At 68.6% G+C, this 20591-nt stretch carries 20 protein-coding genes and 1 tRNA gene; 7 read left to right on the forward strand and 14 right to left on the reverse strand.

All coding sequences use genetic code 11. The annotated features are described in order from the left end of the window. Window positions 1–109 precede the first annotated feature (109 nt). The gene (locus AC4GYY_RS01740) at window positions 110–370 is read right to left on the reverse strand and encodes a hypothetical protein (protein ID WP_491118229.1); all 261 of its coding nucleotides are present in this window, start codon (window positions 368–370) and stop codon (window positions 110–112) included. 21 nt (window positions 371–391) lie between these two features. After that, window positions 392–1060 (reverse strand): hypothetical protein, encoded by a 669-nt coding sequence (locus AC4GYY_RS01745; RefSeq protein ID WP_491118231.1) that lies wholly within the window; start codon window positions 1058–1060, stop codon window positions 392–394. Here AC4GYY_RS01745 and lon point away from each other — a divergent pair. The 4 genes from lon to AC4GYY_RS01765 all read left to right on the forward strand — a co-directional run bounded on the left by lon (window position 1059) and on the right by AC4GYY_RS01765 (window position 5584). Further along, on the forward strand, window positions 1059–3455 hold the full coding sequence (gene lon, locus AC4GYY_RS01750; RefSeq protein WP_491118233.1) for an endopeptidase La: 2397 nt from the start codon (window positions 1059–1061) through the stop codon (window positions 3453–3455). The two genes, AC4GYY_RS01745 and lon, sit on opposite strands and share 2 nt — an antisense overlap. A 152-nt stretch (window positions 3456–3607) precedes the next feature. Next, window positions 3608–3880: an HU family DNA-binding protein gene (locus AC4GYY_RS01755; protein ID WP_491118235.1), complete on the forward strand. Its 273-nt coding sequence runs from the start codon at window positions 3608–3610 to the stop codon at window positions 3878–3880. 63 nt (window positions 3881–3943) lie between these two features. Further along, window positions 3944–4018 (forward strand) — tRNA-Val (locus AC4GYY_RS01760). Between the two features lie 90 nt (window positions 4019–4108). Continuing rightward, window positions 4109–5584: a calcium-binding protein gene (locus tag AC4GYY_RS01765; RefSeq protein ID WP_491118237.1), complete on the forward strand. Its 1476-nt coding sequence runs from the start codon at window positions 4109–4111 to the stop codon at window positions 5582–5584. A gap of 4 nt (window positions 5585–5588) precedes the next feature. Here the strand turns inward: AC4GYY_RS01765 and AC4GYY_RS01770 are convergent, their stop codons facing one another. Further along, entirely contained in the window at window positions 5589–6968 is a 1380-nt protein-coding gene (locus AC4GYY_RS01770; protein WP_491118239.1) for a cytochrome P450, read from the reverse strand. Continuing rightward, window positions 6968–8092 carry a hypothetical protein gene (locus AC4GYY_RS01775; RefSeq protein WP_491118241.1) on the reverse strand — a complete coding sequence of 375 codons (1125 nt, stop codon included), beginning with the start codon at window positions 8090–8092 and terminating at the stop codon, window positions 6968–6970. The genes AC4GYY_RS01770 and AC4GYY_RS01775 overlap by 1 nt, the downstream gene beginning before the upstream one ends. Window positions 8093–8113: 21 nt before the next feature. Here AC4GYY_RS01775 and AC4GYY_RS01780 point away from each other — a divergent pair, with 21 nt between their 5' ends. Together AC4GYY_RS01780 and kdsA are read left to right on the forward strand one after the other, a co-directional pair. Further along, on the forward strand, window positions 8114–8407 hold the full coding sequence (locus AC4GYY_RS01780; RefSeq protein WP_491118243.1) for a hypothetical protein: 294 nt from the start codon (window positions 8114–8116) through the stop codon (window positions 8405–8407). Continuing rightward, entirely contained in the window at window positions 8401–9225 is an 825-nt protein-coding gene (kdsA, locus tag AC4GYY_RS01785) for a 3-deoxy-8-phosphooctulonate synthase (protein ID WP_491118245.1), read from the forward strand. Before AC4GYY_RS01780 ends, kdsA begins: the two co-directional genes overlap by 7 nt. Before the next feature lie 113 nt (window positions 9226–9338). On the opposite strand, the gene leuA is transcribed toward kdsA, so the two are convergent. The 8 genes from leuA to miaA form a co-directional block, all read right to left on the reverse strand. Beyond that, on the reverse strand, window positions 9339–10997 hold the full coding sequence (leuA, locus tag AC4GYY_RS01790; RefSeq protein ID WP_491118247.1) for a 2-isopropylmalate synthase: 1659 nt from the start codon (window positions 10995–10997) through the stop codon (window positions 9339–9341). Window positions 10998–11166: 169 nt separating this feature from the next. Further along, entirely contained in the window at window positions 11167–11769 is a 603-nt protein-coding gene (locus AC4GYY_RS01795; protein WP_491118249.1) for a TMEM175 family protein, read from the reverse strand. Continuing rightward, window positions 11766–12398, reverse strand: coding sequence for a YceI family protein (locus AC4GYY_RS01800; RefSeq protein WP_491118251.1), 633 nt, complete (start codon window positions 12396–12398; stop codon window positions 11766–11768). Before AC4GYY_RS01800 ends, AC4GYY_RS01795 begins: the two co-directional genes overlap by 4 nt. Window positions 12399–12485: 87 nt before the next feature. Next, on the reverse strand, window positions 12486–13232 hold the full coding sequence (locus AC4GYY_RS01805) for a hypothetical protein (RefSeq protein WP_491118252.1): 747 nt from the start codon (window positions 13230–13232) through the stop codon (window positions 12486–12488). Between the two features lie 65 nt (window positions 13233–13297). Further along, window positions 13298–14317: a ketol-acid reductoisomerase gene (gene ilvC, locus AC4GYY_RS01810; RefSeq protein ID WP_491119269.1), complete on the reverse strand. Its 1020-nt coding sequence runs from the start codon at window positions 14315–14317 to the stop codon at window positions 13298–13300. Window positions 14318–14497: 180 nt separating this feature from the next. Then, complete coding sequence (gene ilvN, locus AC4GYY_RS01815; protein WP_491118254.1) at window positions 14498–15013, reverse strand: acetolactate synthase small subunit; 516 nt, start codon at window positions 15011–15013, stop codon at window positions 14498–14500. 86 nt (window positions 15014–15099) lie between these two features. Next, entirely contained in the window at window positions 15100–16848 is a 1749-nt protein-coding gene (locus tag AC4GYY_RS01820) for an acetolactate synthase 3 large subunit (RefSeq protein ID WP_491118256.1), read from the reverse strand. Window positions 16849–17112: 264 nt separating this feature from the next. Continuing rightward, complete coding sequence (gene miaA, locus AC4GYY_RS01825) at window positions 17113–18078, reverse strand: tRNA (adenosine(37)-N6)-dimethylallyltransferase MiaA (protein WP_491118258.1); 966 nt, start codon at window positions 18076–18078, stop codon at window positions 17113–17115. Here miaA and serB point away from each other — a divergent pair. Beyond that, a complete protein-coding gene (serB, locus tag AC4GYY_RS01830) occupies window positions 18071–18952 on the forward strand; it encodes a phosphoserine phosphatase SerB (protein WP_491119270.1) in 882 nt (293 codons plus the stop codon). The genes miaA and serB overlap by 8 nt on opposite strands. Here the strand turns inward: serB and AC4GYY_RS01835 are convergent. Both AC4GYY_RS01835 and AC4GYY_RS01840 read right to left on the reverse strand, forming a co-directional pair. After that, window positions 18949–19614, reverse strand: coding sequence for a hypothetical protein (locus AC4GYY_RS01835; protein WP_491118260.1), 666 nt, complete (start codon window positions 19612–19614; stop codon window positions 18949–18951). The genes serB and AC4GYY_RS01835 overlap by 4 nt on opposite strands. Next, entirely contained in the window at window positions 19611–20573 is a 963-nt protein-coding gene (locus AC4GYY_RS01840) for an SPOR domain-containing protein (RefSeq protein ID WP_491118262.1), read from the reverse strand. Before AC4GYY_RS01840 ends, AC4GYY_RS01835 begins: the two co-directional genes overlap by 4 nt. Between the last annotated feature and the right edge of the window lie 18 nt (window positions 20574–20591).

Below are 20591 nucleotides of genomic sequence, written 5' to 3' on the forward strand. Positions count from 1 at the left end.
CGACCCTCGCCGTTCGTCCTGAGTAGGGACTGAGCGTAGCGAAGGCCCGTATCGAAGGACCTGCGTCACGCATGTGTCCTTCGATACGCCACTTCGCTGCGCTCAGCGGCTACTCAGGACGAACGGGTTCGGCAGGCTTCAGCGTCGCCGCGAGCGCCACGCCCGCGGCGATCTGGGCGAGGCCGTAGAGGCGGCGGCGGGCAGGGCGGCCGCCGAACGGTTTGACCAGCGCGTCGACCGCGCCGACCTCGGAGCGCCATAGGTCGACGTGGCGTTCGGGCTGGAGCAGGCCCAGCAGGCCGTCGCCGATCATGAACACCGCCGCCATCTCGGCGGAGCGGCGGATGCCGGTGGTAAGGGTGTCGTTCATCGCCGCCTCAACGCGCCACGATCAGCCGTGCTCCACGGTGAGATCGTCGATCCACAGCTGAAAATACCGTCGTCCCGACTGTTCGATGGTCATGGTCTGGAACCAGCGGACGCCCTTCTCGCGGATCTCGCCCTCGAAGGTGAAATGCTGGGCGATCTGCTGCGCGCCATCGGCGGAGGTCACGGCATAGTCGGCGGCGCTGACGCGCCCGCGGTCGATCTCCATGCGGATCGGCGGGAAGCCCGGCTGCGACGCGCTCACCATCCTCTCCTTCGGGTGCGGGGGCGCCCCCAGCAGATAGCCGTAGAGACCATATTGCTGACGCTCGTGCGCGATCAGCGCAGGCGGCAGTTCCTCACGCTTGCCCCCGCGTTCGAGCCAGCCGGAGTCGGGTTCGATCACCAGGGTCCGCGCGGCGCTTTCGCCCTCCCGGGTGATCCAGCTGGTCGAACGCGCTCGGCGGAAGGGTTCGACGCGGGTGCGCAGCGTCAGCTCGATGACGCGCGCATCATCGAACACCATCGCCGAGCCGCTCCAGCCGATCGCCCTAATTCCGGCGGCGCGCGCCAGGGCGGGAGACGCCAGGATCGCGGCGGCGCCGCCGAGGACGACGCGGCGATTGATGGATTTCTCCTGCACACCATATAGGATGACATCGCCGCCCGGGTCGCGCGGCGCCGGAGTATCCATGACCTCTTATCCCGTTCTGCCGCTTCGCGACATCGTCGTTTTTCCCCACATGATCGTGCCGCTGTTCGTCGGCCGCGACAAGTCCGTCGCCGCGCTCGAGGCGGCGATGGCGGCCGACAAGGAGATTTTCCTGGTCGCGCAGCTCGATCCCGCCGAGGATGACCCGTCGCGCGAGGATCTGTACGAAGTCGGCGTCACCGCCACCGTGCTCCAGCTGCTCAAGCTGCCCGACGGCACCGTGCGCGTGCTGGTGGAGGGCAAGGCGCGGGGGCGGCTGGGCGAGTTGGGCGCGGCCGAGCGCGGCCATCTGGTCGCGACGATCGATCCGGTCGAGGACCTCGAGGTCGAGGGCGCCCAAGCGTCGGCGCTGATGCGATCGGTCGTCGATCAATTCGAAAATTATGCCAAGCTCAACAAGAAGCTGCCGCCCGAGACCGCGGTCCAGCTGGGCGAGATCGAGGACGCCGGCAAGCTGAGCGACGCGATCATGGCCAACATCCAGGTCAAGGTCGCTGACAAGCAGGCGCTGCTGGTCGAGCCCGATCCCGCAAAGCGGCTGGAGATGGCGTTTGCGCTGATGGAGGGCGAGCTGGGCGTCCTCCAGGTCGAGAAGAAGATCAAGTCGCGGGTCAAGCGCCAGATGGAGAAGACCCAGCGCGAATATTACCTCAATGAGCAGCTGAAGGCGATCCAGCGCGAGTTGGGCAACAGCGACGAGGAAGGCAATGGCGACGAGATCGCCGACCTGACCCAGAAGATCGCGACGCTGAAGCTGTCCAAGGAGGCGCGGACCAAAGCGACCGCCGAGCTCAAGAAGCTCAAGACGATGGCGCCGATGTCGGCGGAGGCGACGGTGGTGCGCAACTACCTCGACGTGCTGCTGGGCCTGCCGTGGGGGAAGAAATCCAAGTTGAAGAAGGACATCCCCGCCGCTCAGGCGGTGCTCGACGAGGATCATTACGCGCTCGAGAAGGTCAAGGACCGGATCGTCGAGTACCTCGCCGTCCAGGCGCGGACGAACAAGCTGAAGGGGCCGATCCTGTGCCTCGTCGGCCCGCCCGGCGTCGGCAAGACGTCGCTCGGCAAGTCGATCGCCAAGGCGACCGGCCGCGAGTTCGTGCGCCAGTCGCTCGGCGGCGTGCGCGACGAGGCGGAGATCCGCGGGCACCGGCGGACCTATATCGGTTCGCTGCCGGGCAAGATCGTCACCAACCTGAGGAAGGCGGGGACGTCGAACCCGCTGTTCCTGCTCGACGAGATCGACAAGCTGGGCCAGGATTTCCGCGGCGATCCGGCGTCGGCGCTGCTCGAGGTGCTGGACCCCGAGCAGAACGGCAAGTTCAACGACCATTATCTCGAGATCGACGTCGACCTGTCGGACGTGATGTTCGTGACGACCGCGAACACGCTCAACCTGCCGCAGCCGCTGCTCGACCGCATGGAGATCATCCGGCTGGAAGGCTATACCGAGGACGAGAAGCTAGCGATCGCCGAGCGGCACCTGCTGCCCAAGGTGATCGAGGCGCATGGACTGAAGGCGGGGGAGTTCACGCTCACCACCGAGGGGCTGCGAGCGCTAATCCAGCGCTACACCCGCGAGGCAGGGGTGCGGACGCTCGAGCGCGAGATCGCCAAGCTGGCGAGGAAGGCCCTGCGCCAGATCCTGGAGGCGAAGGCGACGAGCGTGACGATCACGCCCAACAATCTGCACGAGTTCGCGGGCGTCCAGAAATACCGCCACGGCCTTAGCGAGGAGGAGGATCAGATCGGCGCGGTGACCGGGCTCGCCTGGACCGAGGTTGGCGGCGAGCTGCTGACGATCGAGAGCGTCACGGTGGCGGGCAAGGGCTCCGCCAAGCTGACCGGCAAGCTGGGTGACGTGATGAAGGAGTCGATCGAGACCGCCTTCAGCTTCGTCAAGGCGCGCGCGCCGTCCTACGGGATCAAGCCGAGCCTGTTCCAGCGAAAGGACATCCACATCCACCTGCCCGAAGGGGCGGTGCCGAAGGATGGCCCGTCCGCCGGCATCGGGATGGTGACGTCGATCGTGTCGACGCTCACGGGCACGCCGATCCGGCGCGATGTGGCGATGACCGGCGAAGTAACGCTGCGCGGGCGCGTGTTGCCGATCGGCGGCTTGAAGGAAAAGCTGCTGGCGGCCCTGCGCGGCGGGATCACGACCGTGCTGATCCCGCAGGAGAACGAGAAGGATCTTGCCGACATCCCGCAGAACATCAAGGACGGTCTCAAGATCATCCCGGTCACGCATGTGGACGAGGTGTTGCGGTTGGCGCTGACCCAGCCGCTCGAGGCGATCGAGTGGACCGAGGCCGACGAGCTGGCCGCGCTGCCCTCGCCGTCGATCGCGCCGGTCGGCGGTGAACTCCACCACTGACCGAGCCGGCTCCGCGCCGCCGACGGAGCCGCGACGGGTCGATCGCAGATTCGTTTGACTCAAGGGTTGGGCGTCGCCTTACTGGTGCGCTCGACCCGTGAGCGTCCGACTCCGGGGAGAGGCGTAACGGTTTACCGGGGGTGTCACGAACGATGAACAAGCAGGAACTGATCTCGGCTGTCGCCGACACCTCGGGCCTGGCCCGCAACGACGCGAGCCGCGCCGTGGATGCGGTGTTCGAAACGATCGCCACGACGCTGAAGAAGGGCGACGACGTGCGGCTGGTGGGGTTCGGGACCTTCTCGCTGACGAAACGCAAGGCCTCGACCGGTCGCAATCCCCGGACGGGCGAGCCGATGACGATCAAGGCCTCGACCCAGGCGAAGTTCAAGGCCGGCAAGGTGCTGAAGGACAGCTTCAACTGACGCTGGACAGATGCGGGCGCGTCGCCTAAGCGCCCGCTTCCCAAGCCGCCGCGCGCGGCCGACGGGCGCGTAGCTCAGCGGTAGAGCACACCCTTCACACGGGTGGGGTCACAGGTTCAATCCCTGTCGCGCCCACCATCCTCTCCCGGGATGGTGGCGATCCTTGCATTGCGGTTGTCATAGCCGCCGGTTAGTCTTTGCGCCTCATCACGCAGACGGGGGGATGCGATGGCGACGATCCGGGGGAACGAGCGCGGTAACAGGCTGAACGGCACCGATGCCGCCGACATCATGTCCGGGCTGGGTGGAAACGACCGCATCGCCGGGGGCGGCGAGGCCGACGTGCTTTATGGCGACGATGACTCGTTGCATGAGGTCTTCGGCGCGGGCAACGACAAGCTCGACGGTGAAGACGGTGGCGACCTGCTGATCGGCGGCGGCGGCAAGGACGCGCTGACCGGCGGCGAGGGCGACGATGTCCTGATCGGCGGCTTTGCGGCGGGCACGACCGGGATTGGCTACACGCTTGCCACCGAGGTCGACGGCGGGAACGACTCCTACAATGGCGGCGACGGGTTCGATCGCGCGGTGCTCGTCTATGCGCGCGACGCCGACATCGCGTTCGACATTTCGGCGAACCGGCACGCGATCACCGCCGACGGCGCGCGGATCGGCACCATCGCCGGGATCGAGGCGGTCACCGCCTGGCTCGGTCGGGGCGACGATGTCGTGACCGGAGGCGCAAATAGCGACGAGTTGCACGGGCGCGACGGCGACGACGTGCTGACGGGCGGCGGCGGCGGCGACCGGATCGATGGTGGAGCCGGGAACGACCGGCTTCACGGCGGCGATGGCTTCGACACCCTGAGTTACGCGGATGCGACCGCGGGCGTGACGGTCGACCTCGGCAAGGCGGGCCAGGCGCAGGACACCATCGGCGCGGGTGTCGACACGTTCGACGGGTTCGAGCAGCTCGACGGGTCCAACTTCTCCGATCGGCTGACCGGCGGCGACGGTGACGACTTCATGACCGCGGGCAACGGCGGCGGAGACCGTCTCAGCGGCGGCGCTGGCGACGATCACCTCTCGATCTCCCGGCTCGCGGGCGATGCGATGGCGACCTCGACGCTCAGCGGCGGCGATGGTGACGATGTGCTCGGCGTTTCGGCGGCGGGCGCGGCAGACGCCATCACCGTCGTCGGCGGCAACGGGAACGACACCGCGAACCTGCTCGTCTCGGCCCATCAGTCGGTGAGCATGGGCGCGGGCGAGGACCGAGTGGTGCTGACCCTCGGCGTCGGCGAGATCGCGATCATGCTGGGTACGGGTGTCGACACCGTGACCTTCGACGCGGGGGGCGGGGTACCGGAAGGGCAGACGGCGGCGCGGGTCCTGGACTTTGCGACGGGCAATAACGGCGACCGGATCGACTTGCGCGACCTGCTGACCGGCGCCGCCATCGGCTATCAGCCGGGAAGCAATCCGTTCGCCGGCGGGTTCGTGCGGCTGGTCGCCGTCAACGGAGGCACCGAATTGCAGTTCGACATCGACGGCGCGGGTGGGACGCATGGCTTCACGCCCATCCTGGCGATCGATGGGGTCCAGCCGCAGCAGTTCACCGCCTTCAACTTCGGCGGGACCGACCCGATGGGTGCGATGCCGCTGTTCGAGCGTCCCTGGCCGACGGACCTGCCGCTCGCCTGACGGATCAGGTGAGCGGCGTCAGGCGGAGGCGGATGCCGTCCTTCGGGCGGAGGGTGAGACGGCTGACCGGCTCCGGCACGTCGTCCACCAGCGCGGCGAGATCGAAGGCGCGGACGACGGTCGCGAGCACGACCATGGCCTCTTGCGTCGCGAAGCCCGCGCCGACGCAGACGCGCGGCCCCGAGCCGAAGGGGAGCCAGGCGTCCTTCATCATCGCCTTGCCTTCAACCGTTTCGAACCGGTCGGGGACGAAGGCGTGCGGGCAGGTCCAATTCTCGCGGTTGCGCTGGATCAGCCAGGGCGCGACGACCAGCATCGCGCCGGGCTCGAGGTGCTTGTCGCGCATTTGCACCGGACAAACGACCTCGCGCGGCAGGAAGCTGACCGGCGGGTAGAGGCGCAACGTCTCGCGCACGACGTTGCGGTCGAGCGTCATCCGACGCAGCGCATCGGACGTGAGGGGGCCGCCCGCGCTCTCGCGCTCGGCTTCGTCGCGCAGGGCCGATTGGGTGCCCGGGTCGGCGGCGAGGCAGTAGAGCGCCCAGCTCATCAGGCTCGCCGAGGTCTCGTGCCCGGCGAGGAAGATGAGTGACACCTGCTCCATCACCCCCTGGTAGGTGAAGGGTTTGCCGGTCTCGGGGTGCTTCGCCTCCAGCAGACCCTGGAGGATGTCCTCGTGGACGCGCTCGCCGCTCCCGTGCCAGCGGTCGTATCGCGCGCGGACGATCGGGGCGAACACCTCGTGGATCGCGCGCGCGGCCTTGTCGGCGCGGCGTTCGGAGCCGAGGATCGGCAGGCGGTAGGTGCGCAGCATCCACGCCGAATGCGCGTGACGCTGGAAGCGGTTGAAGGTCTTGTGGATGATCGCGGAGCCCGCGGCGTCGAGCGTGACCGAAAACAGCGTGCGCCAGATCACGTCGGCGGCGACGTGGGTCATCAGCGGGTCGACGTCGACTGGCTTCGTCAGGTCGAGCGAACGGATTCGGGCGACGAGATCGTCGGCGGCGCCCAGCATCAGCGGCAGCGTCCGACCCAGCGCGGTGTGCTGGAACACCGGGTTGATCATCTCGCGCTGGGTTTCCCAATCGTCGCCGTTGGCGTTGAAGGTCGAGCGGCCGATCGCGGGCTCAAGGCTCCTGACCATCAGCGAATGCTTCGGGAATTCCTTGGCGTGATCCATGATGCGGCGGACGAGCGGGAGCTCGTTGGCGATGTACATCCTGAGGCCGGGGAGCTTAATTTCTCCCATCTTCATCGTGTAGCTCTTGTCGAACAGCACGTGAATCCACGAATGCCAGCCGCGGAAGAACCGCGCGACGAGCGACGACTTCTTCGGATGCGGATCGGGGAAGGGCGGGACGAGGTGCCCCGCTTCATCGCGCATCAATGGTTCGCCTTGAACTCGGTGATGCTGCGCTCGATCGGGCGATTGGTCGCGACCAGGCTCGGCCAGTCGATCTCGGAGACGCGGTCGCCCGTGCGCAGATAGTCGAAGTGGACCTCGTACTTGTTGGCGTACCCCTTGTGGTAGGTGTCGGGGTTGTAGAACAGGTGGAAGCGCGGCGAGAGCAATTCGAGCCGCGGGCGCGTCTCGGTGGCGACGAGCGCCATCGGGTTGATGCCGGAATAGGCGGCGCCGTCGGGCGGCGAGCCGATGTCGATCCAGCGGAAATCGTGCGTGGCGAGCGCGCGGAGCTGATCCTTGAAGCGCACCGCGTCGCGGCGGCAGGCGACCAGCGGGATGCAATGCCCCATCGTCACGAAGGCGAACTTCTGGGGCAGCGTCCCACCGACGCGCTGGAGCAGGCGGACCATCAAGGGCACCGAGAGGATCGAGCCGTTGGAGTGGGTCAGCAGCAGGATCTCGTCCCAATCCTCCGTCAGGCTGGCGGCGATCTCGTCGGCGAAGGCGTCGAGCCGTCGTTCCAGCCGAGGATCGGCCTCGCCGCCGCCGAGTTCCGAATTGAACACGAAGAAGCGCAGCAGCCACGGCGCGTGCATCTTGACCAGCAAGGGCCGCGCAATCGCGATGCCGAGCATCAGCCCGATCGCCAGCGCCGCCCACCACGGCAGCCAGATCGCGGCGATCAGCGCAATCGGGATGGCGGCGATCAGTGGAAAGGCAAGCGTGAACACGGCCGGGTAGAACAATGTGATCAGCTGGCCGGTGCCGAGCGTCTTCCCCGTCTTGAAATCGAGATGGCGCAGGTTGTCGCGGTATGCGCGGAAGGCGCGGGTGGCGAGTGCGAGCGGGTTCTTGATCCAGGCGTCGCGGACCAGATCGTCCCAGCGAAGAAAGCTGTATTCGGTCTCGACCTCCTCGGCCGGATTGGCGATCGTCCAGTCGACGCGCGTGTCGGAGACCGTGTGGCGGGTCGAGACGGCCGCGGGCTCGCCGGTGTGGGCGGCCCATCTTTTGACCTGCTCGTCGGCCAGCGAATGATAAAAGCGGACGCCGCGCGGGTCGAACCCGCCGACGTAGAAGACTTTGCGCTTGAACCCCGCCATGCGCTCTATCTAGACCAACGCATGGCCGGAGGGGAACGGAATTACTGCGCCTTTCTGAACCCGAGGAAGTACAACCGAAACGTCGGTTGCCGGCGCCACGACAACCTCTACGGGATCAACGGCGGCGGCAGCGAGCGCGACCGGCGGCGGATCGACCGCGAATTTTACGAGACGATGAAGGGGCAGGGCGACCCGATGGCGTTCCCGGCGTGGCTGGCGTGCACGCTGTTCGGCTGGTTCTACTTCAACTATCACCCCGGCACGTGGCTGTGGCGAGGGCAGCTGCTCAGAAGGTTCGTGAAGGCCAAATGGTAAGCGTCGGGGATATTACGTTCGGCAATGATCGCCCGTTCGTGCTGGTCAGCGGGCCGTGCCAGATCGAGGGGCGCGACCATGCGTTCCGGTTGGCGGAGGCGCTCGCCGGGATGGCGCGCGACGCGGGCGTGCCCTTCGTGTTCAAGTCGAGCTACGACAAGGCGAACCGGACCTCGGTCGGCGGTCGGCGCGGGGTCGGGATCGACGAGGGGCTGCGCATCCTCGCCGACATCCGACGCGAGATCGGTTGTCCGGTGCTGACGGACATTCACGCACCGGAGCAGGCCGCGGCGGCGGCGGAGGCGGTCGATATCCTCCAGATCCCGGCCTTCCTCAGCCGCCAGACCGACCTGCTGGTCGCCGCGGGGAAGACCGGGGCGGTGGTCAACGTCAAAAAGGGCCAGTTCCTCGCGCCGTGGGACATGGCGGCGGTGGCGGCGAAGGTCGCCTCGACCGGCAACGAGCGCATCATCCTGACCGATCGCGGGGCGAGCTTCGGCTACAACACGCTCGTCAGCGATTTCCGCGCGCTGCCGATCATGGCGCGGACCGGCTACCCGGTGATGTTCGACGCCACCCATTCGGTGCAGGCGCCGGGCGGCATGGGCGAGTCGTCGGGCGGCGACCGCACTTTCGCGCCGGTGCTGGCGCGCGCGGCGGTGGCGGTGGGGGTCGCGGCGGTGTTCGCGGAGGCGCACGACGATCCGGATCATGCGCCGTCGGACGGACCGGTGATGCTGCCGCTGGAGTGGATGCCGAGGCTGATCGCGACCTTGAAGCGGCTGGACGAGGTGGTGAAACAATCCCGCTCATCCTGAGGAGGCGCTGAGCTTGTCGAAGCGGCGTCTCGAAGGACGGCCGTGTCCTTCGAGACGGGTCTTCGACTTCGCTACGCTTCGCTCAGCCCCTCCTCAGGATGAGCGGATTTGGACTACGCCCGATTCGCCGCCGACAGCACCGCCCGCACGCTCGCCGTCGCGATATCCGTATCTAGCCCGACACCGAACACCGTCCGTCCGTCCTCGGTCCGGCATTCCACGTACGCCGCCGCCTGCGCGTCCGCGCCGATGCCGATCGCGTGTTCCTGATAGTCGACGACATCGAGCGCCGGGCCGGTCGTCCCGCCGAGTGCGGCGATCACGCCCGAGATCAGGCCGTTGCCGCGCCCCGAGATCGACCGCTCCTCGCCGCCCACCGAGACGCGGCCGACGAAGACGCGCTGGCCGGGGCTGCCGCTCTCCTCGTAATCCTTCAGGACGAAGCGGTCGCTGGCCTGGGGGAGATAGACCTGCTCGAACCGGCCCCAGATGTCGGCGGCGGTCAGCTCGCGGCTGGTCTCGTCGGCGAGCGCCTGGACGTGGCGGCTGAAGTCGGCCTGGAGGCGCTTGGGCAGCTTGAGCCCCTTGTCCTGCTCGATCACCCAGGCGACGCCGCCCTTGCCCGACTGCGAATTGACCCGGATCACCGCCTCGTAGCTGCGGCCGAGATCGGCGGGATCGATGGGCAGGTAGGGCACCTGCCACAGCTCGTCGTTCTGCTGGTCGCGCGCGGCGAAGCCCTTCTTGATCGCGTCCTGGTGCGAGCCGGAGAAGGCGGTGAACACCAGGTCACCCGCGTAGGGGGTGCGCGGGTGGATCGGGATGCGGGTGCAATATTTGACGGTCTTCACCACCGCGTCGATGTCGCCCAGGTCGAGGCCGGGATCGACGCCCTGCGTGTACATGTTCATCGCGACCGTCACGAGATCGCAATTGCCGGTGCGCTCGCCGTTGCCGAGCAGGCAGCCCTCGACCCGGTCCGCCCCCGCCATCAGCCCGAGCTCGGCGGCGGCGACGCCGGTGCCGCGATCGTTGTGGGTGTGGAGCGAGATCACCGCGGCGTCGCGGTTCGGCAGGTTGCGGCCAAACCATTCGATCTGGTCGGCGTAGACGTTGGGCGTCGCGCACTCGACCGTGGCGGGCAGGTTGAGGATGATCGGTGCGTTGGGAGTGGGGCGCAGTACCTCCATCACCGCGGCGCAGACCTCGACCGAGAAGTCGAGCTCGGCGGTGGAGAAGGTCTCCGGGCTATATTCGAACTGCCAGCGGACGTTCGGCTGCTTGGCGGCTTCGTCGCGGAGGACCTTCGCGCCGTCGATCGCGATCTGCCTTACCTCGTCGCGCGACATGCCAAAGACGATGCGCCGCCAGGCAGGGGAGACGGCGTTGTAGAGGTGGACGATCGCCGAATGCGCGCCCTGGAGGCTGGCGAAGCTGGTCTCGATCAGGTCGCGGCGCGATTGCGTCAGGACCTGGATCGCGACGTCCTCGGGGACGCGGTCCGAGCGGACGAGGCCGGAGATGAAGTCGAACTCGGTCGCCCCGGCCGAGGGGAAGCCGACCTCGATCTCCTTGAGACCGACCTTGACGAGCAGATCGAAGAAGCGGGTCTTCTTCTCCGCGTCCATCGGGTCGATCAGCGCCTGGTTGCCGTCACGCAGGTCGGTCGACAGCCAGCGGGGGGCTCGGGTGATCGTGCGGCTCGGCCATTGCCGGTCGGGCAGGGCGATGGCGGGGAAGGGGCGGTATTTGGTCGACGGGTCGCGCAGCATGGCTCGGCTCTCGCTTGGGAGGTCGGGTCTCGGGGCTTGCCCTTAGGCGCGACGGCGTGCGTCGGCACGCGGACGTGAGGTGGCGCCTAAGGGCGCGTAAGTCGAAGGAGAGCGGAGACCTGCTTCACGACCGAGGGCGTAACGCGCGCGGCGCGGTCCTGTCCAGCCCTCACCGCACGAACAGCCGGTCGAGCCGCGTGTCCGGAAGGACCCACAGCATCGCGACCAGCCCGGCGCAGACAAGGCCGAGCGGCGGCCCGACGAAGGTCAGCGCGAAGCCCGCGGCATAGATTGCGGTCGATACCAGCCCCTTGCGGGTAGTCGCCCGGTGATAGTCGCGTGCGCGTTCGTGCTGCGCGCCGGTTCGCCGGATCACCGTTTGGAGCCAGACGTAGCCGAGCGACGGCAACAGCAGCACCGCCAGGTAGAGAAGGGTCGAGAGCCGATAGAAACGATGCTCGCCGAGATAGGCGGTGGCGAGCGGAAGGATGGAGAGACCGAACAGGAACGACAGGTTGGACCAGATCAGCGCGTTGGTCACGACGCGAGCGTGGCCGACGAGGCGGTGGTGGTTGCCCCAGTAAAGGCCCACGTAGAAGAAGCTGAGGACGTAGGCGAGGAACACGGGCCAGAGTGCCAGCAGCGGGCCGATGCCCTCCACGACCGGCGCCTTCAGCTCGAGCACCATGATCGTGATGATGATCGCGATCACGCCGTCGGAGAAGGCCTCGACTCGGGCGACGCCCGGGCCGTGCTCCTCGCCTTCGCTCACTTCTGGAAAGCGGCGGCGATGTCGAGCTTCACCTCGTCGCCGACCACCGGGACGAGGAAGGTCAGCCCGAAGTCGCTGCGCCTGATCGTCGCCGTTGCGTGGAAGCCGACATTCTCCTTGCCGCCCATCGCCGGCGCCGATGTACCGGCGCCATAGAAGCTTGCATCGAGGGTGACCGGCCTGGTCACCCCAAGGAGAGTGAGGTTGCCGGCGATCTTCGCGGTCTGCCCGGACACGCGAACTCCGGTCGAGACGAAGGTCGCATCGGCCGCATCCGGACCGAAGAAGTCCGGCTTGCCGCCGTCCTTGCCGGGGCGGAGCAGGTGGGCGGTCAGGTCCGGAGCGCCGGTGACCACCCGCGCCAACGGAATCGTCACCGCCACCTTTGCCGCCGCCGGCGCCTTCGGATCGAACGTCAGCGTTCCGGCCACACCGCCGAAGATGCCGGTGTAGGGCGAGAAGCCGAAGTGATCGAGCGTCCAGACGACGATCGTGTGCTTGGGATCCGCCTGGTAGGTGCCGCCGGTGATCGCGGCGACGGTCTTCGATCCCGGTGGGGCCATCGGCGCTTGCTGGGCGACCGCGGCGCCGGCGGCGAGAAGCAGGGCGGCGGCGACGGCGATACGCATGGAAGCTCTCCCGAGAAGTTCGTTCCAGACAAGTAACCACATCGTCCGCCGGGGCGGAAGAGCGTCGCGCCGCAACGAAGCGTTTCGCTACTTCACCAGCCCGCGGACGATGTCGTAGCGAATGCTGACCCACGCGCCGACCATCGGCCTGCCGTTGATCCGGGGCGGGCGGATCAGGAACTGCCACGCGGCCTGGCGCATGCCCCGCGAGATCCCCGAGCCCGGCGATTCCCCGAGCACCCGGCAATTGTCGACATGGTAACGCTCGATCGTCTGGCAGGCGATCATGCCCCAGCCCTCGACCATGCCGTGCGGCATGTAGAACGCCATCTCCGCGCGCGTCGGCTCGCGCACCCATTCGGCGGCGTAGAGCGTCTTGCCGCCGGGCCCGGCGCCGGGGCCGTAGGCGCCGCGGCTGTCCGCGGTCTGCTCGCCCGTGCCTTCGGTTCCGGCGTCGGCGCTGCCCTTGATCTTGCCGATATCGGTCGCGGCGAAATCGTCCTTCGAGAGGACGATCATGCTCGTGGGCGGCCGGACCGGCATGGGGACGACCGGCGGCGGCAGGGTGCGCGCGGGCGGCGTGTCAGCCCGCTTCGCCGCGGCCTTCGCCTGCGGCTTGGGGCGGGGGGTGGGCGCGCGAGTCTGGCCGCCCGCCGCGACGTTGAAGGTCGAGAGCGCGCGCGCGCCGACGGGGACGAACACCGGCGGCAGCACGCCCGACAGGATCAGCCCCAGAACGATGAGCGCCGCCACCGCCAGCGCGAGCAACCCCGAGGTGAGGCGCTGACGGAGCGACCCGCGCGACGAGTAAGCGGTCGTGGCGGCGGCCGGCATTGCGCGGGCGCTCTACGCCCGCGCTTGGCCCGCCGCAACGCGGCATATGTATCAGGCGGTAACCGTCAGTTCTTGGCTTTGTCGACCAGCTTGTTGGCGCCGATCCATGGCATCATCGCGCGGAGCTCGCTGCCGACCTTCTCGATCGGATGCGCCGCCGCCGTCTTGCGCGCCGCCTTCAGCTCGGGCTGGCCCGCGCGGTTGTCCAGGACGAAGTTCTTGACGAAGCGGCCCGACTGGATGTCGGCGAGGACGCGCTTCATCTCGCGCTTGGTCTCGTCGGTGATGATGCGCGGGCCGGTGGTGATGTCGCCGTATTCGGCGGTGTTCGAGATCGAGTAGCGCATGTTCGCGATCCCGCCTTCGTAGAGCAGGTCGACGATCAGCTTGGTCTCGTGGAGGCACTCGAAATAGGCCATTTCGGGGGCGTAGCCGGCCTCAATCAGGGTCTCGAACCCGGCCTGGATCAGGTGGGTGATGCCGCCGCAGAGCACCGCCTGCTCGCCGAACAGGTCGGTCTCGCACTCCTCCTTGAAGTTGGTCTCGATAATGCCCGAGCGGCCGCCGCCGACGCCGCTCGCATAGGCCAGCGCGATGTCGTGGGCGTTGCCGCTCGCGTCCTGGTGGACCGCGATCAGGCAGGGCACGCCGCCGCCGCGGACGTACTCGCTGCGCACGGTGTGGCCGGGCCCCTTGGGGGCGATCATGATGACGTCGATGTCGGCGGGAGCCTCGATCAGCCCGAAGTGGATGTTGAGCCCGTGCGCGAAGGCGATGGCGCTGCCGGGGCGCATGTTGCCCTTGAGGTCGGCCTCCCAGATCGCCGCCTGGTGCTCGTCGGGGGCGAGGATCATGACGAGGTCGGCCCAGGCGGCGGCGTCCTTGTTGCTCATCACCTGAAAGCCGGCGTCGGTCGCCTTCTTCGCCGTGGCCGAGCCTTCACGAAGCGCAATCGCGACTTCGGCGACGCCGGAATCGCGCAGGTTCTGGGCGTGGGCATGGCCCTGGCTGCCGTAGCCGACGATGGCGATCTTCTTCGCGGTGATCAGGTTCAGGTCGGCATCCTGGTCGTAATAGACGTGCATGGTTGGTCCTTCAGGCATGTCCCTCGACTTCGCTCGGGACGAACGGTGGATGGCTTTGTCCCTCGACGACGCTCGGGACGGACGGTGGAAACGTGTCCCTCGACTTCGCTCGGGACGAACGGGGGAGTGACCTCCGCAACGCCGTTCGTGTCGAGCGAAGTCGAGGCACTCAGTTGTACGTTACGCCGCCTCGCGACCCCGCGCGATGGCGGCGATGCCGGTGCGGGCGACCTCGATCAGGCCGACTTCGCCCATCAGCTCGACGAACTTGTCGATCTTCTCGGTGCCGCCGGTGACCTCGAACACGAAGCTGGAGGTGGTCGCGTCGACGACGCGGGCGCGGTAGACCTCGGCGAGGCGAAGCGCCTCGATCCGGTGGTCCCCGACGCCGCGGACCTTGACCAGCGCCAGCTCGCGTTCGACGTGGCTCCCTTCCGCGGTCAGATCGCGGACGGTATGGACGGGGATCAGCCGGTCGAGCTGGGCGACGATCTGTTCGAGCGTCGCCGGGCTCGCCGAGGTGACGATGGTGATGCGGCTGACCGACTTGTCGGCGGTGATCTCGCTGACCGTCAGGCTCTCGATATTGTAGCCGCGGGCGGTGAACAGCCCGGCGATCCGCGCGAGGATGCCGGGTTCGTTGTCGACGATGACGGCGAGCGTGTGGCGCTCGGCGGTTTCGGTGTGGATGTGCATGACGGATCCCGTTCGTGCCGAGCGAAGTCGAGGCACCGTGTGGAGCTTTACCGTCCCTCGACTTCGCTCGGGACGAACGGTGGGTGCTAGACCAACGCCTTCGCCTCGTCGTCCATCGTCCCGCTGACCTCGTTGGCCTGCAGGATCATGTCCGTGTGCGCCGCGCCTGACGGGATCATCGGGAAGCAGTTGGCGAGCTGGGCGACGCGGCAGTCGACCATCACCGGGCCGTCGTGCGCCAGCATCGCGGCGATGCCGTCGTCCAGCTCGCCCATCGTGTCGATGCGGATGCCCTTCCAGCCGTACGCCTCCGCCAGCTTCACGAAGTCCGGCAGCGAGTCCGAATAGCTCTCGGCGTAGCGGCTCTCGTAGGTCAGCTCCTGCCACTGGCGGACCATCCCCATATATTCGTTGTTGAGGATGAAGACCTTGACCGGCAGGCGGTACTGGGTCGCGGTCGCCAGCTCCTGGATGTTCATCTGGATCGACGCTTCGCCGGCGATGTCGATGACGAGCGCGTTGGGATGGCCGAGCTGCGCGCCGATCGCGGCGGGGAGGCCGTAGCCCATCGTCCCGAGGCCGCCCGACGTCAGCCACTTGCTCGGCGCCTCGAAGCCGAAATGCTGCGCGGCCCACATCTGGTGCTGGCCGACCTCGGTCGAGACGATCGGACTGCGGTGCTTGGTCGCCTCGTACAGCGCGCGCACGGCGCGCTGTGGCATGATCGTGTCGCCCTCCTCGGGGAAGCCGAGACAGTCGACCGCACGCCATTCGGCGATCCGCGCCCACCAGTCGGAGAGGTCCGGCTTGGGGTGCTGGCGTGACTTCCAGATGCGGATCGCGTCCTCCAGCACATGGCCGACATCGGCGACGATGGCGTGGTCGATCCGGACGGTCTTGTTGATGCTCGAGCGGTCGATGTCCACATGGACCTTGCGGCTGTGCGGGCTGAAGGCGTCGAGCCGCCCGGTGACCCGATCGTCGAAGCGGGAGCCGAGCGCGACCACCAGATCCGCCTGGTTCATCGCGTGGTTCGCCTCATAGGTGCCGTGCATCCCGAGCATCCCCAGCCACTGCGGCGAGGAGGCGGGGAAGGCACCGAGACCCATCAGCGTCGAGGTGACCGGCGCGCCGGTGATCCGGGCGAGCTCGCGCAGCAGCTGCGACGCGCCGGGGCCGGAGTTGATCACCCCGCCGCCGGTGTAGAGCACCGGGCGCTCGGCGGCGGCGAGCAGATCGACCAGCACCTCGACATCGGCGCGCTCGGCCTTGAGCGCGGGGCGATAGGTCTTGTGCTGGATCGGCCCGGGCTTCGAATAGCGCGCGGTGGCAACCTGAACGTCCTTGGGGATGTCGACCACCACCGGGCCGGGGCGGCCCGAGGTGGCGATGTGGAACGCCTCGTGGATCACCGCGCCCAGCCGCGCCGGGTCCTTCACGAGGTAATTATGCTTGGTGCAGTGGCGGGTGATGCCGACCGTGTCTGCCTCCTGGAAGGCGTCCGAGCCGATCAGCGCGGTCGGGACCTGGCCGGTGATGACGACCATCGGAATCGAGTCCATCAGCGCGTCGGTGATGCCGGTGACCGCGTTGGTCGCGCCGGGGCCGCTGGTGACGAGGACGACGCCGGGTTTGCCGGTCGAGCGGGCATAGCCCTCCGCGGCGTGGGTCGCGGCCTGCTCATGGCGGACGAGGATGTGCTTGATCCGGCCGGAGCGGAACAGCGCGTCGTAGATCGGCAGCACCGCGCCGCCGGGGTAGCCGAAGACGACCTCGACGCCGAGGTCGCACAGCGCCTCGACGAGGATATCGGCTCCGGATCGTTCCTGGGTCATGTCCCACCTTCAGATTGGCAGCGCGAGCCGCTAGAGATACGAAAGTTGCGCGTCAACAAAGAAAAACGTAATTCTGTTTCAGGCCACGATGATGCGCGCCTAAAATGCAAGAGGCCGCCCGGAGATCGGACGGCCTCGATGGCGTTCGACTCTCCGGACGGCGCGTCAGGGAATAATCAGGACGATCGCAGGCGCGAGGCCGCGCAGCGCGGCAAGGCCGGCGTACTGCACGAGGATCACGGGCGTGGACACGGGGCCTCCGTATCAGACCGTCCGCCGATCGCCAAGCAATGCTGCGAGTGTCGCGAGCGCAGCCTCCGGCGGGTCGATCCAGCGGTGCCAGTCGGCCGGGGGCTGGTGGCGGAACCATGTGTACTGGCGCCTGGCGTAGCGGCGGGTGGCGAGGCGGAGCGCGTCGAGCGTCTCGGCGCGGGTCGCGTCGCCCGCGAGGAGGCGGGCGATCTCCGGGACGCCGATCGCGCGGCGGACCGAGGCGTCGGCGGAGAGGGGGCGGGCGAGGAGCGCGGCGACCTCGTCGATCGCGCCGCCTGAGAGCATCACCGCGGCGCGGGCGTCGATGCGTTCGTTCAAAAGCTCCCGGTCGGGGAGGAGGATGAGCGGATGGAGCGCGACGGAATCGCCGATCCCGCCAGCGCGGGCGGCCTGCCAGTCGGCGAGCGGGCGGCCGGTCGAGCGGACCACCTCGAGCGCGCGGGCGACGCGGGTGGTATCGGCAGAGGCGAGGCGGGCGGCCGCTGCCCGGTCCTCGCAGGCGAGCGCGGCGTGCGCCTCGGCGACCGGGAGCGCGCGGACCGCGGTGCGGACGGCGGGGTCGATCTCAGGGACGGGGGCGATGCCGTCGAGCAGGGTGCGAAGGTAGAGGCCGGTGCCGCCGACGAGGATCGGGAGGCGGGCGCGGGCGTGGATGTCGGCGATCACGGCCTTGGCCTCGGCGGCCCAGCGCGCGGCGCTCATCAAGTCCGCGCCGTCGAGATGGCCGCACAGGTGGTGCGGGGCGCGCGCCTCGTCTTCGGGCGAGGGGCGGGCGGAGAGGATGCTCAGGTCGCGGTAGACCTGGCTGGCGTCGGCGTTGACGATCTCGCCGCCGGTCTGTTCGGCGAGCGCGAGCGCCAGCGCGGACTTGCCGCTCGCGGTCGGCCCTGCGATGAGCGCGAGCGGCGGTCGACCGTCACCATTTTTCCGCTGCGAGCCGATCTTTGCCATGTTCATCGCCACACTGATAGCAGCCGGTCGGCTGGCTGAGGAAATAGTCCGTCTCGCGGGTAAGCGACTGACGGAGGCGGGATGCGGGCCGGACCCCTTCATCTGGCTCGACGAAGGCGATGCGGCCGACATCCCGTTTCAATCGGGATTAGACGCTGCCCGCCAAGTTCTGGAGGGCAGTATCAGCGGCGTCGATGTGGTTATTCAACCGGGGGTGGGGCGCGCCAAACGCCTGCTGATCGCCGACATGGATTCGACCATGATCACGGTCGAATGCATCGACGAACTCGCCGACTACGCGGGCCTCAAGCCGAAGATCGCCGCGATCACCGAAGCGGCGATGCGCGGGGAGCTGGATTTCGCCGGGGCGCTCGACGCGCGGGTGGCGCTGCTCAAGGGGCTGGAGGCCTCCGCGATCGACCGGTGCCGCGCCGAGCGGGTGCGACTGATGCCGGGGGCGCGGACGCTGGTGCAGACCATGCGGGCGTGGGGAGCGCGGACGGTGCTCGTGTCGGGCGGGTTCACCGCCTTCGCCGAGCCGGTCGGGGCGGAGATCGGGTTCGACACGGTCATCGCGAACCGGCTGGAGATCGACGGCGTGGCGCTGGCGGGGACGGTCGCGAAGCCGATCGTCGACGCCGGGACCAAGCTGTCGACATTGGAGCGCGTGCGGGTAGAACTGGACCTCCCGGTGGAGGTCACGCTGGCCGTCGGCGACGGGGCGAACGACCTGCCGATGATCCGCGCGGCGGGGCTGGGTGTCGCCTATCACGCCAAGCCCGTGGTCGCCGCCGCCGCCGCGGCGCGGATCGACCACGGCGACCTGACCGCGCTGCTTTGGGCGCAGGGGATCGCGCGCGCCGAGTGGGTGACGGACTAGAGGATGATGTCGGGCGAGGCGACCGGGTGCGCCGCGGGCGAGAGCCCGTGCGCGCCGTCGATCGTCGCGGCGCCGGTCTCCCCCGTGCCCAAGGCGCTGCTGGGGAGATGCGCGAACGACGCGGCCGCCCCGCCGTCGGCGATCGCGGCGAGCAGGTGCGACGGGTCCACCCCTTCGCCGTGAAGCGGATGCTGGGCCGAGTTCGGCGCGGCCCCGAAGTCGAGCGCGACGCACAGGCTGGCGAGCCCAAGCGGATGCGTCTCGCCCTGGAGCGCCGCCCGCGCCTCCGGCGGAGCGCCGACGATCGTCCTGCTTCCGTCGTGAAGGCGATGCTCGACCTGCTCGATCATGCCGCGTTCGTCGAACCGGACGGTCACGCTCGCCAGGTCGCCCTGCGCGAAGCCGCTGCGCGTGCGTTCGGAGACCGTACCGTCGGCGCCGTAGGCGATGTCGACACGCGCGTAGGGACGGTCCGGAAGGTTGATCTCGTGGCGGGCGACCGCCTGCCCCGCCCGATCATATTCGATCACGATCGCGGCGGTCGGATGCCTCGGGTCGAGCAGGGTGCGGGTCGCAACGGTGCCGTCGGCCCGGTGATCGACGCGAATCCGATCGAAGGCCCCGGGATCCGCGCCTTCTTTCGCACGAGAGGCGCTGCTCACGGCGCGATCACGACGCAGCCGACCCTTGCCTTGCCGCAGGCGGCTTGCGCCGCGGCGCGGCTGGCGAACCCCGTTGCCTGCAGGCGGGTGACCGCGCCGGACTTTAGGTAGGCGACGCTGCCGCCGGTCCGACCGCCGACCTCGGCCCAGAGCTTGCGCGCGTTGCTCTCGTCCGCGAACGCGCCGAGCTGGATCCGCCACGCGCCGCCGCGCGTCGCGACCGGAGTGACGACCGGCTTAGCCGCCGCCTTGGCCGGAGCGGGCTTCGGTGTGGGCCGGACGGTAGGCGGAGTCCCGGGGCGCGACGGCGCGACGTCGATCGTCCGGATGGGCGCGGCGCGGGCAGGCGTGGGCCGGGCCGGGTGCGGCTGCGCGGGAGCGGGCGTCGGCACGGCCGCGAGCTTGGCGGTCTGCGCGATCTGACCGGCCAGTTGCAGGCCCTGCTGCTTCTGTTCGGGCGCGAGATAGCCGTCCATCTGGGCCAGCGTCTGCGACGCCTGGGGCAGCCCCTGCTGCGACGCCCGCGTCACCAGCGCATAGGCGCGCGGCCAGTCCTTCGTCACCGCATCGCCGTTGAACAGCATCGTGCCCAGCACCAGCTCGGTCCGGCGTTCGTCCCGAGCGACCGACTTCTCGAGCCATGGCAGTGCTTCCGCCTTCTTGCCCTGCTGAAAGAGGATGAGGCCGAGATTGTCCTGCGCCTGGGCATGGCCCTGCGCCGCGGCCTTGCGATACCAGCTTTCCGCCATCGCCTGATCGGTCGGAACGCCGCGGCCGAGCTTGTAGGCCTGCGCCAGGTTGAACTGCGCATCGGCGTCGCCGGCGACCGCGGGGCCGCGCCATTCGGCGACCGCCGCGGCGAAGTCGCCGCGCGCCCAGGCGTCGACTCCGGTCTTCACGTCCGCCAGGGCAGGCGCCGCGACCAGCATGACCGCCGCCAAGGCGCCGTATGGTTTCATCGCATTAACCCTCGTTCC

This window comes from Sphingomonas sp. SP6 (genome assembly GCF_058313435.1).

Excerpts from the sequence above, each read along its gene's own strand:
- AC4GYY_RS01800 (WP_491118251.1), bottom strand. The coding sequence starts at position 12,398 with ATGCGTATCGCCGTCGCCGCCGCCCTGCTTCTCGCCGCCGGCGCCGCG.
- AC4GYY_RS01820 (WP_491118256.1), bottom strand. The coding sequence starts at position 16,848 with ATGACCCAGGAACGATCCGGAGCCGATATCCTCGTCGAGGCGCTGTGC.
- AC4GYY_RS01765 (WP_491118237.1), top strand. The coding sequence starts at position 4,109 with ATGGCGACGATCCGGGGGAACGAGCGCGGTAACAGGCTGAACGGCACC.
- AC4GYY_RS01805 (WP_491118252.1), bottom strand. The coding sequence starts at position 13,232 with ATGCCGGCCGCCGCCACGACCGCTTACTCGTCGCGCGGGTCGCTCCGT.
- leuA (WP_491118247.1), bottom strand. The coding sequence starts at position 10,997 with ATGCTGCGCGACCCGTCGACCAAATACCGCCCCTTCCCCGCCATCGCC.
- AC4GYY_RS01755 (WP_491118235.1), top strand. The coding sequence starts at position 3,608 with ATGAACAAGCAGGAACTGATCTCGGCTGTCGCCGACACCTCGGGCCTG.
- serB (WP_491119270.1), top strand. The coding sequence starts at position 18,071 with ATGTTCATCGCCACACTGATAGCAGCCGGTCGGCTGGCTGAGGAAATA.
- ilvC (WP_491119269.1), bottom strand. The coding sequence starts at position 14,317 with ATGCACGTCTATTACGACCAGGATGCCGACCTGAACCTGATCACCGCG.
- AC4GYY_RS01745 (WP_491118231.1), bottom strand. The coding sequence starts at position 1,060 with ATGGATACTCCGGCGCCGCGCGACCCGGGCGGCGATGTCATCCTATAT.
- AC4GYY_RS01740 (WP_491118229.1), bottom strand. The coding sequence starts at position 370 with ATGAACGACACCCTTACCACCGGCATCCGCCGCTCCGCCGAGATGGCG.
- AC4GYY_RS01780 (WP_491118243.1), top strand. The coding sequence starts at position 8,114 with ATGGCCGGAGGGGAACGGAATTACTGCGCCTTTCTGAACCCGAGGAAG.
- ilvN (WP_491118254.1), bottom strand. The coding sequence starts at position 15,013 with ATGCACATCCACACCGAAACCGCCGAGCGCCACACGCTCGCCGTCATC.
- AC4GYY_RS01840 (WP_491118262.1), bottom strand. The coding sequence starts at position 20,573 with ATGAAACCATACGGCGCCTTGGCGGCGGTCATGCTGGTCGCGGCGCCT.
- kdsA (WP_491118245.1), top strand. The coding sequence starts at position 8,401 with ATGGTAAGCGTCGGGGATATTACGTTCGGCAATGATCGCCCGTTCGTG.
- AC4GYY_RS01775 (WP_491118241.1), bottom strand. The coding sequence starts at position 8,092 with ATGGCGGGGTTCAAGCGCAAAGTCTTCTACGTCGGCGGGTTCGACCCG.
- miaA (WP_491118258.1), bottom strand. The coding sequence starts at position 18,078 with ATGAACATGGCAAAGATCGGCTCGCAGCGGAAAAATGGTGACGGTCGA.
- AC4GYY_RS01770 (WP_491118239.1), bottom strand. The coding sequence starts at position 6,968 with ATGCGCGATGAAGCGGGGCACCTCGTCCCGCCCTTCCCCGATCCGCAT.
- lon (WP_491118233.1), top strand. The coding sequence starts at position 1,059 with ATGACCTCTTATCCCGTTCTGCCGCTTCGCGACATCGTCGTTTTTCCC.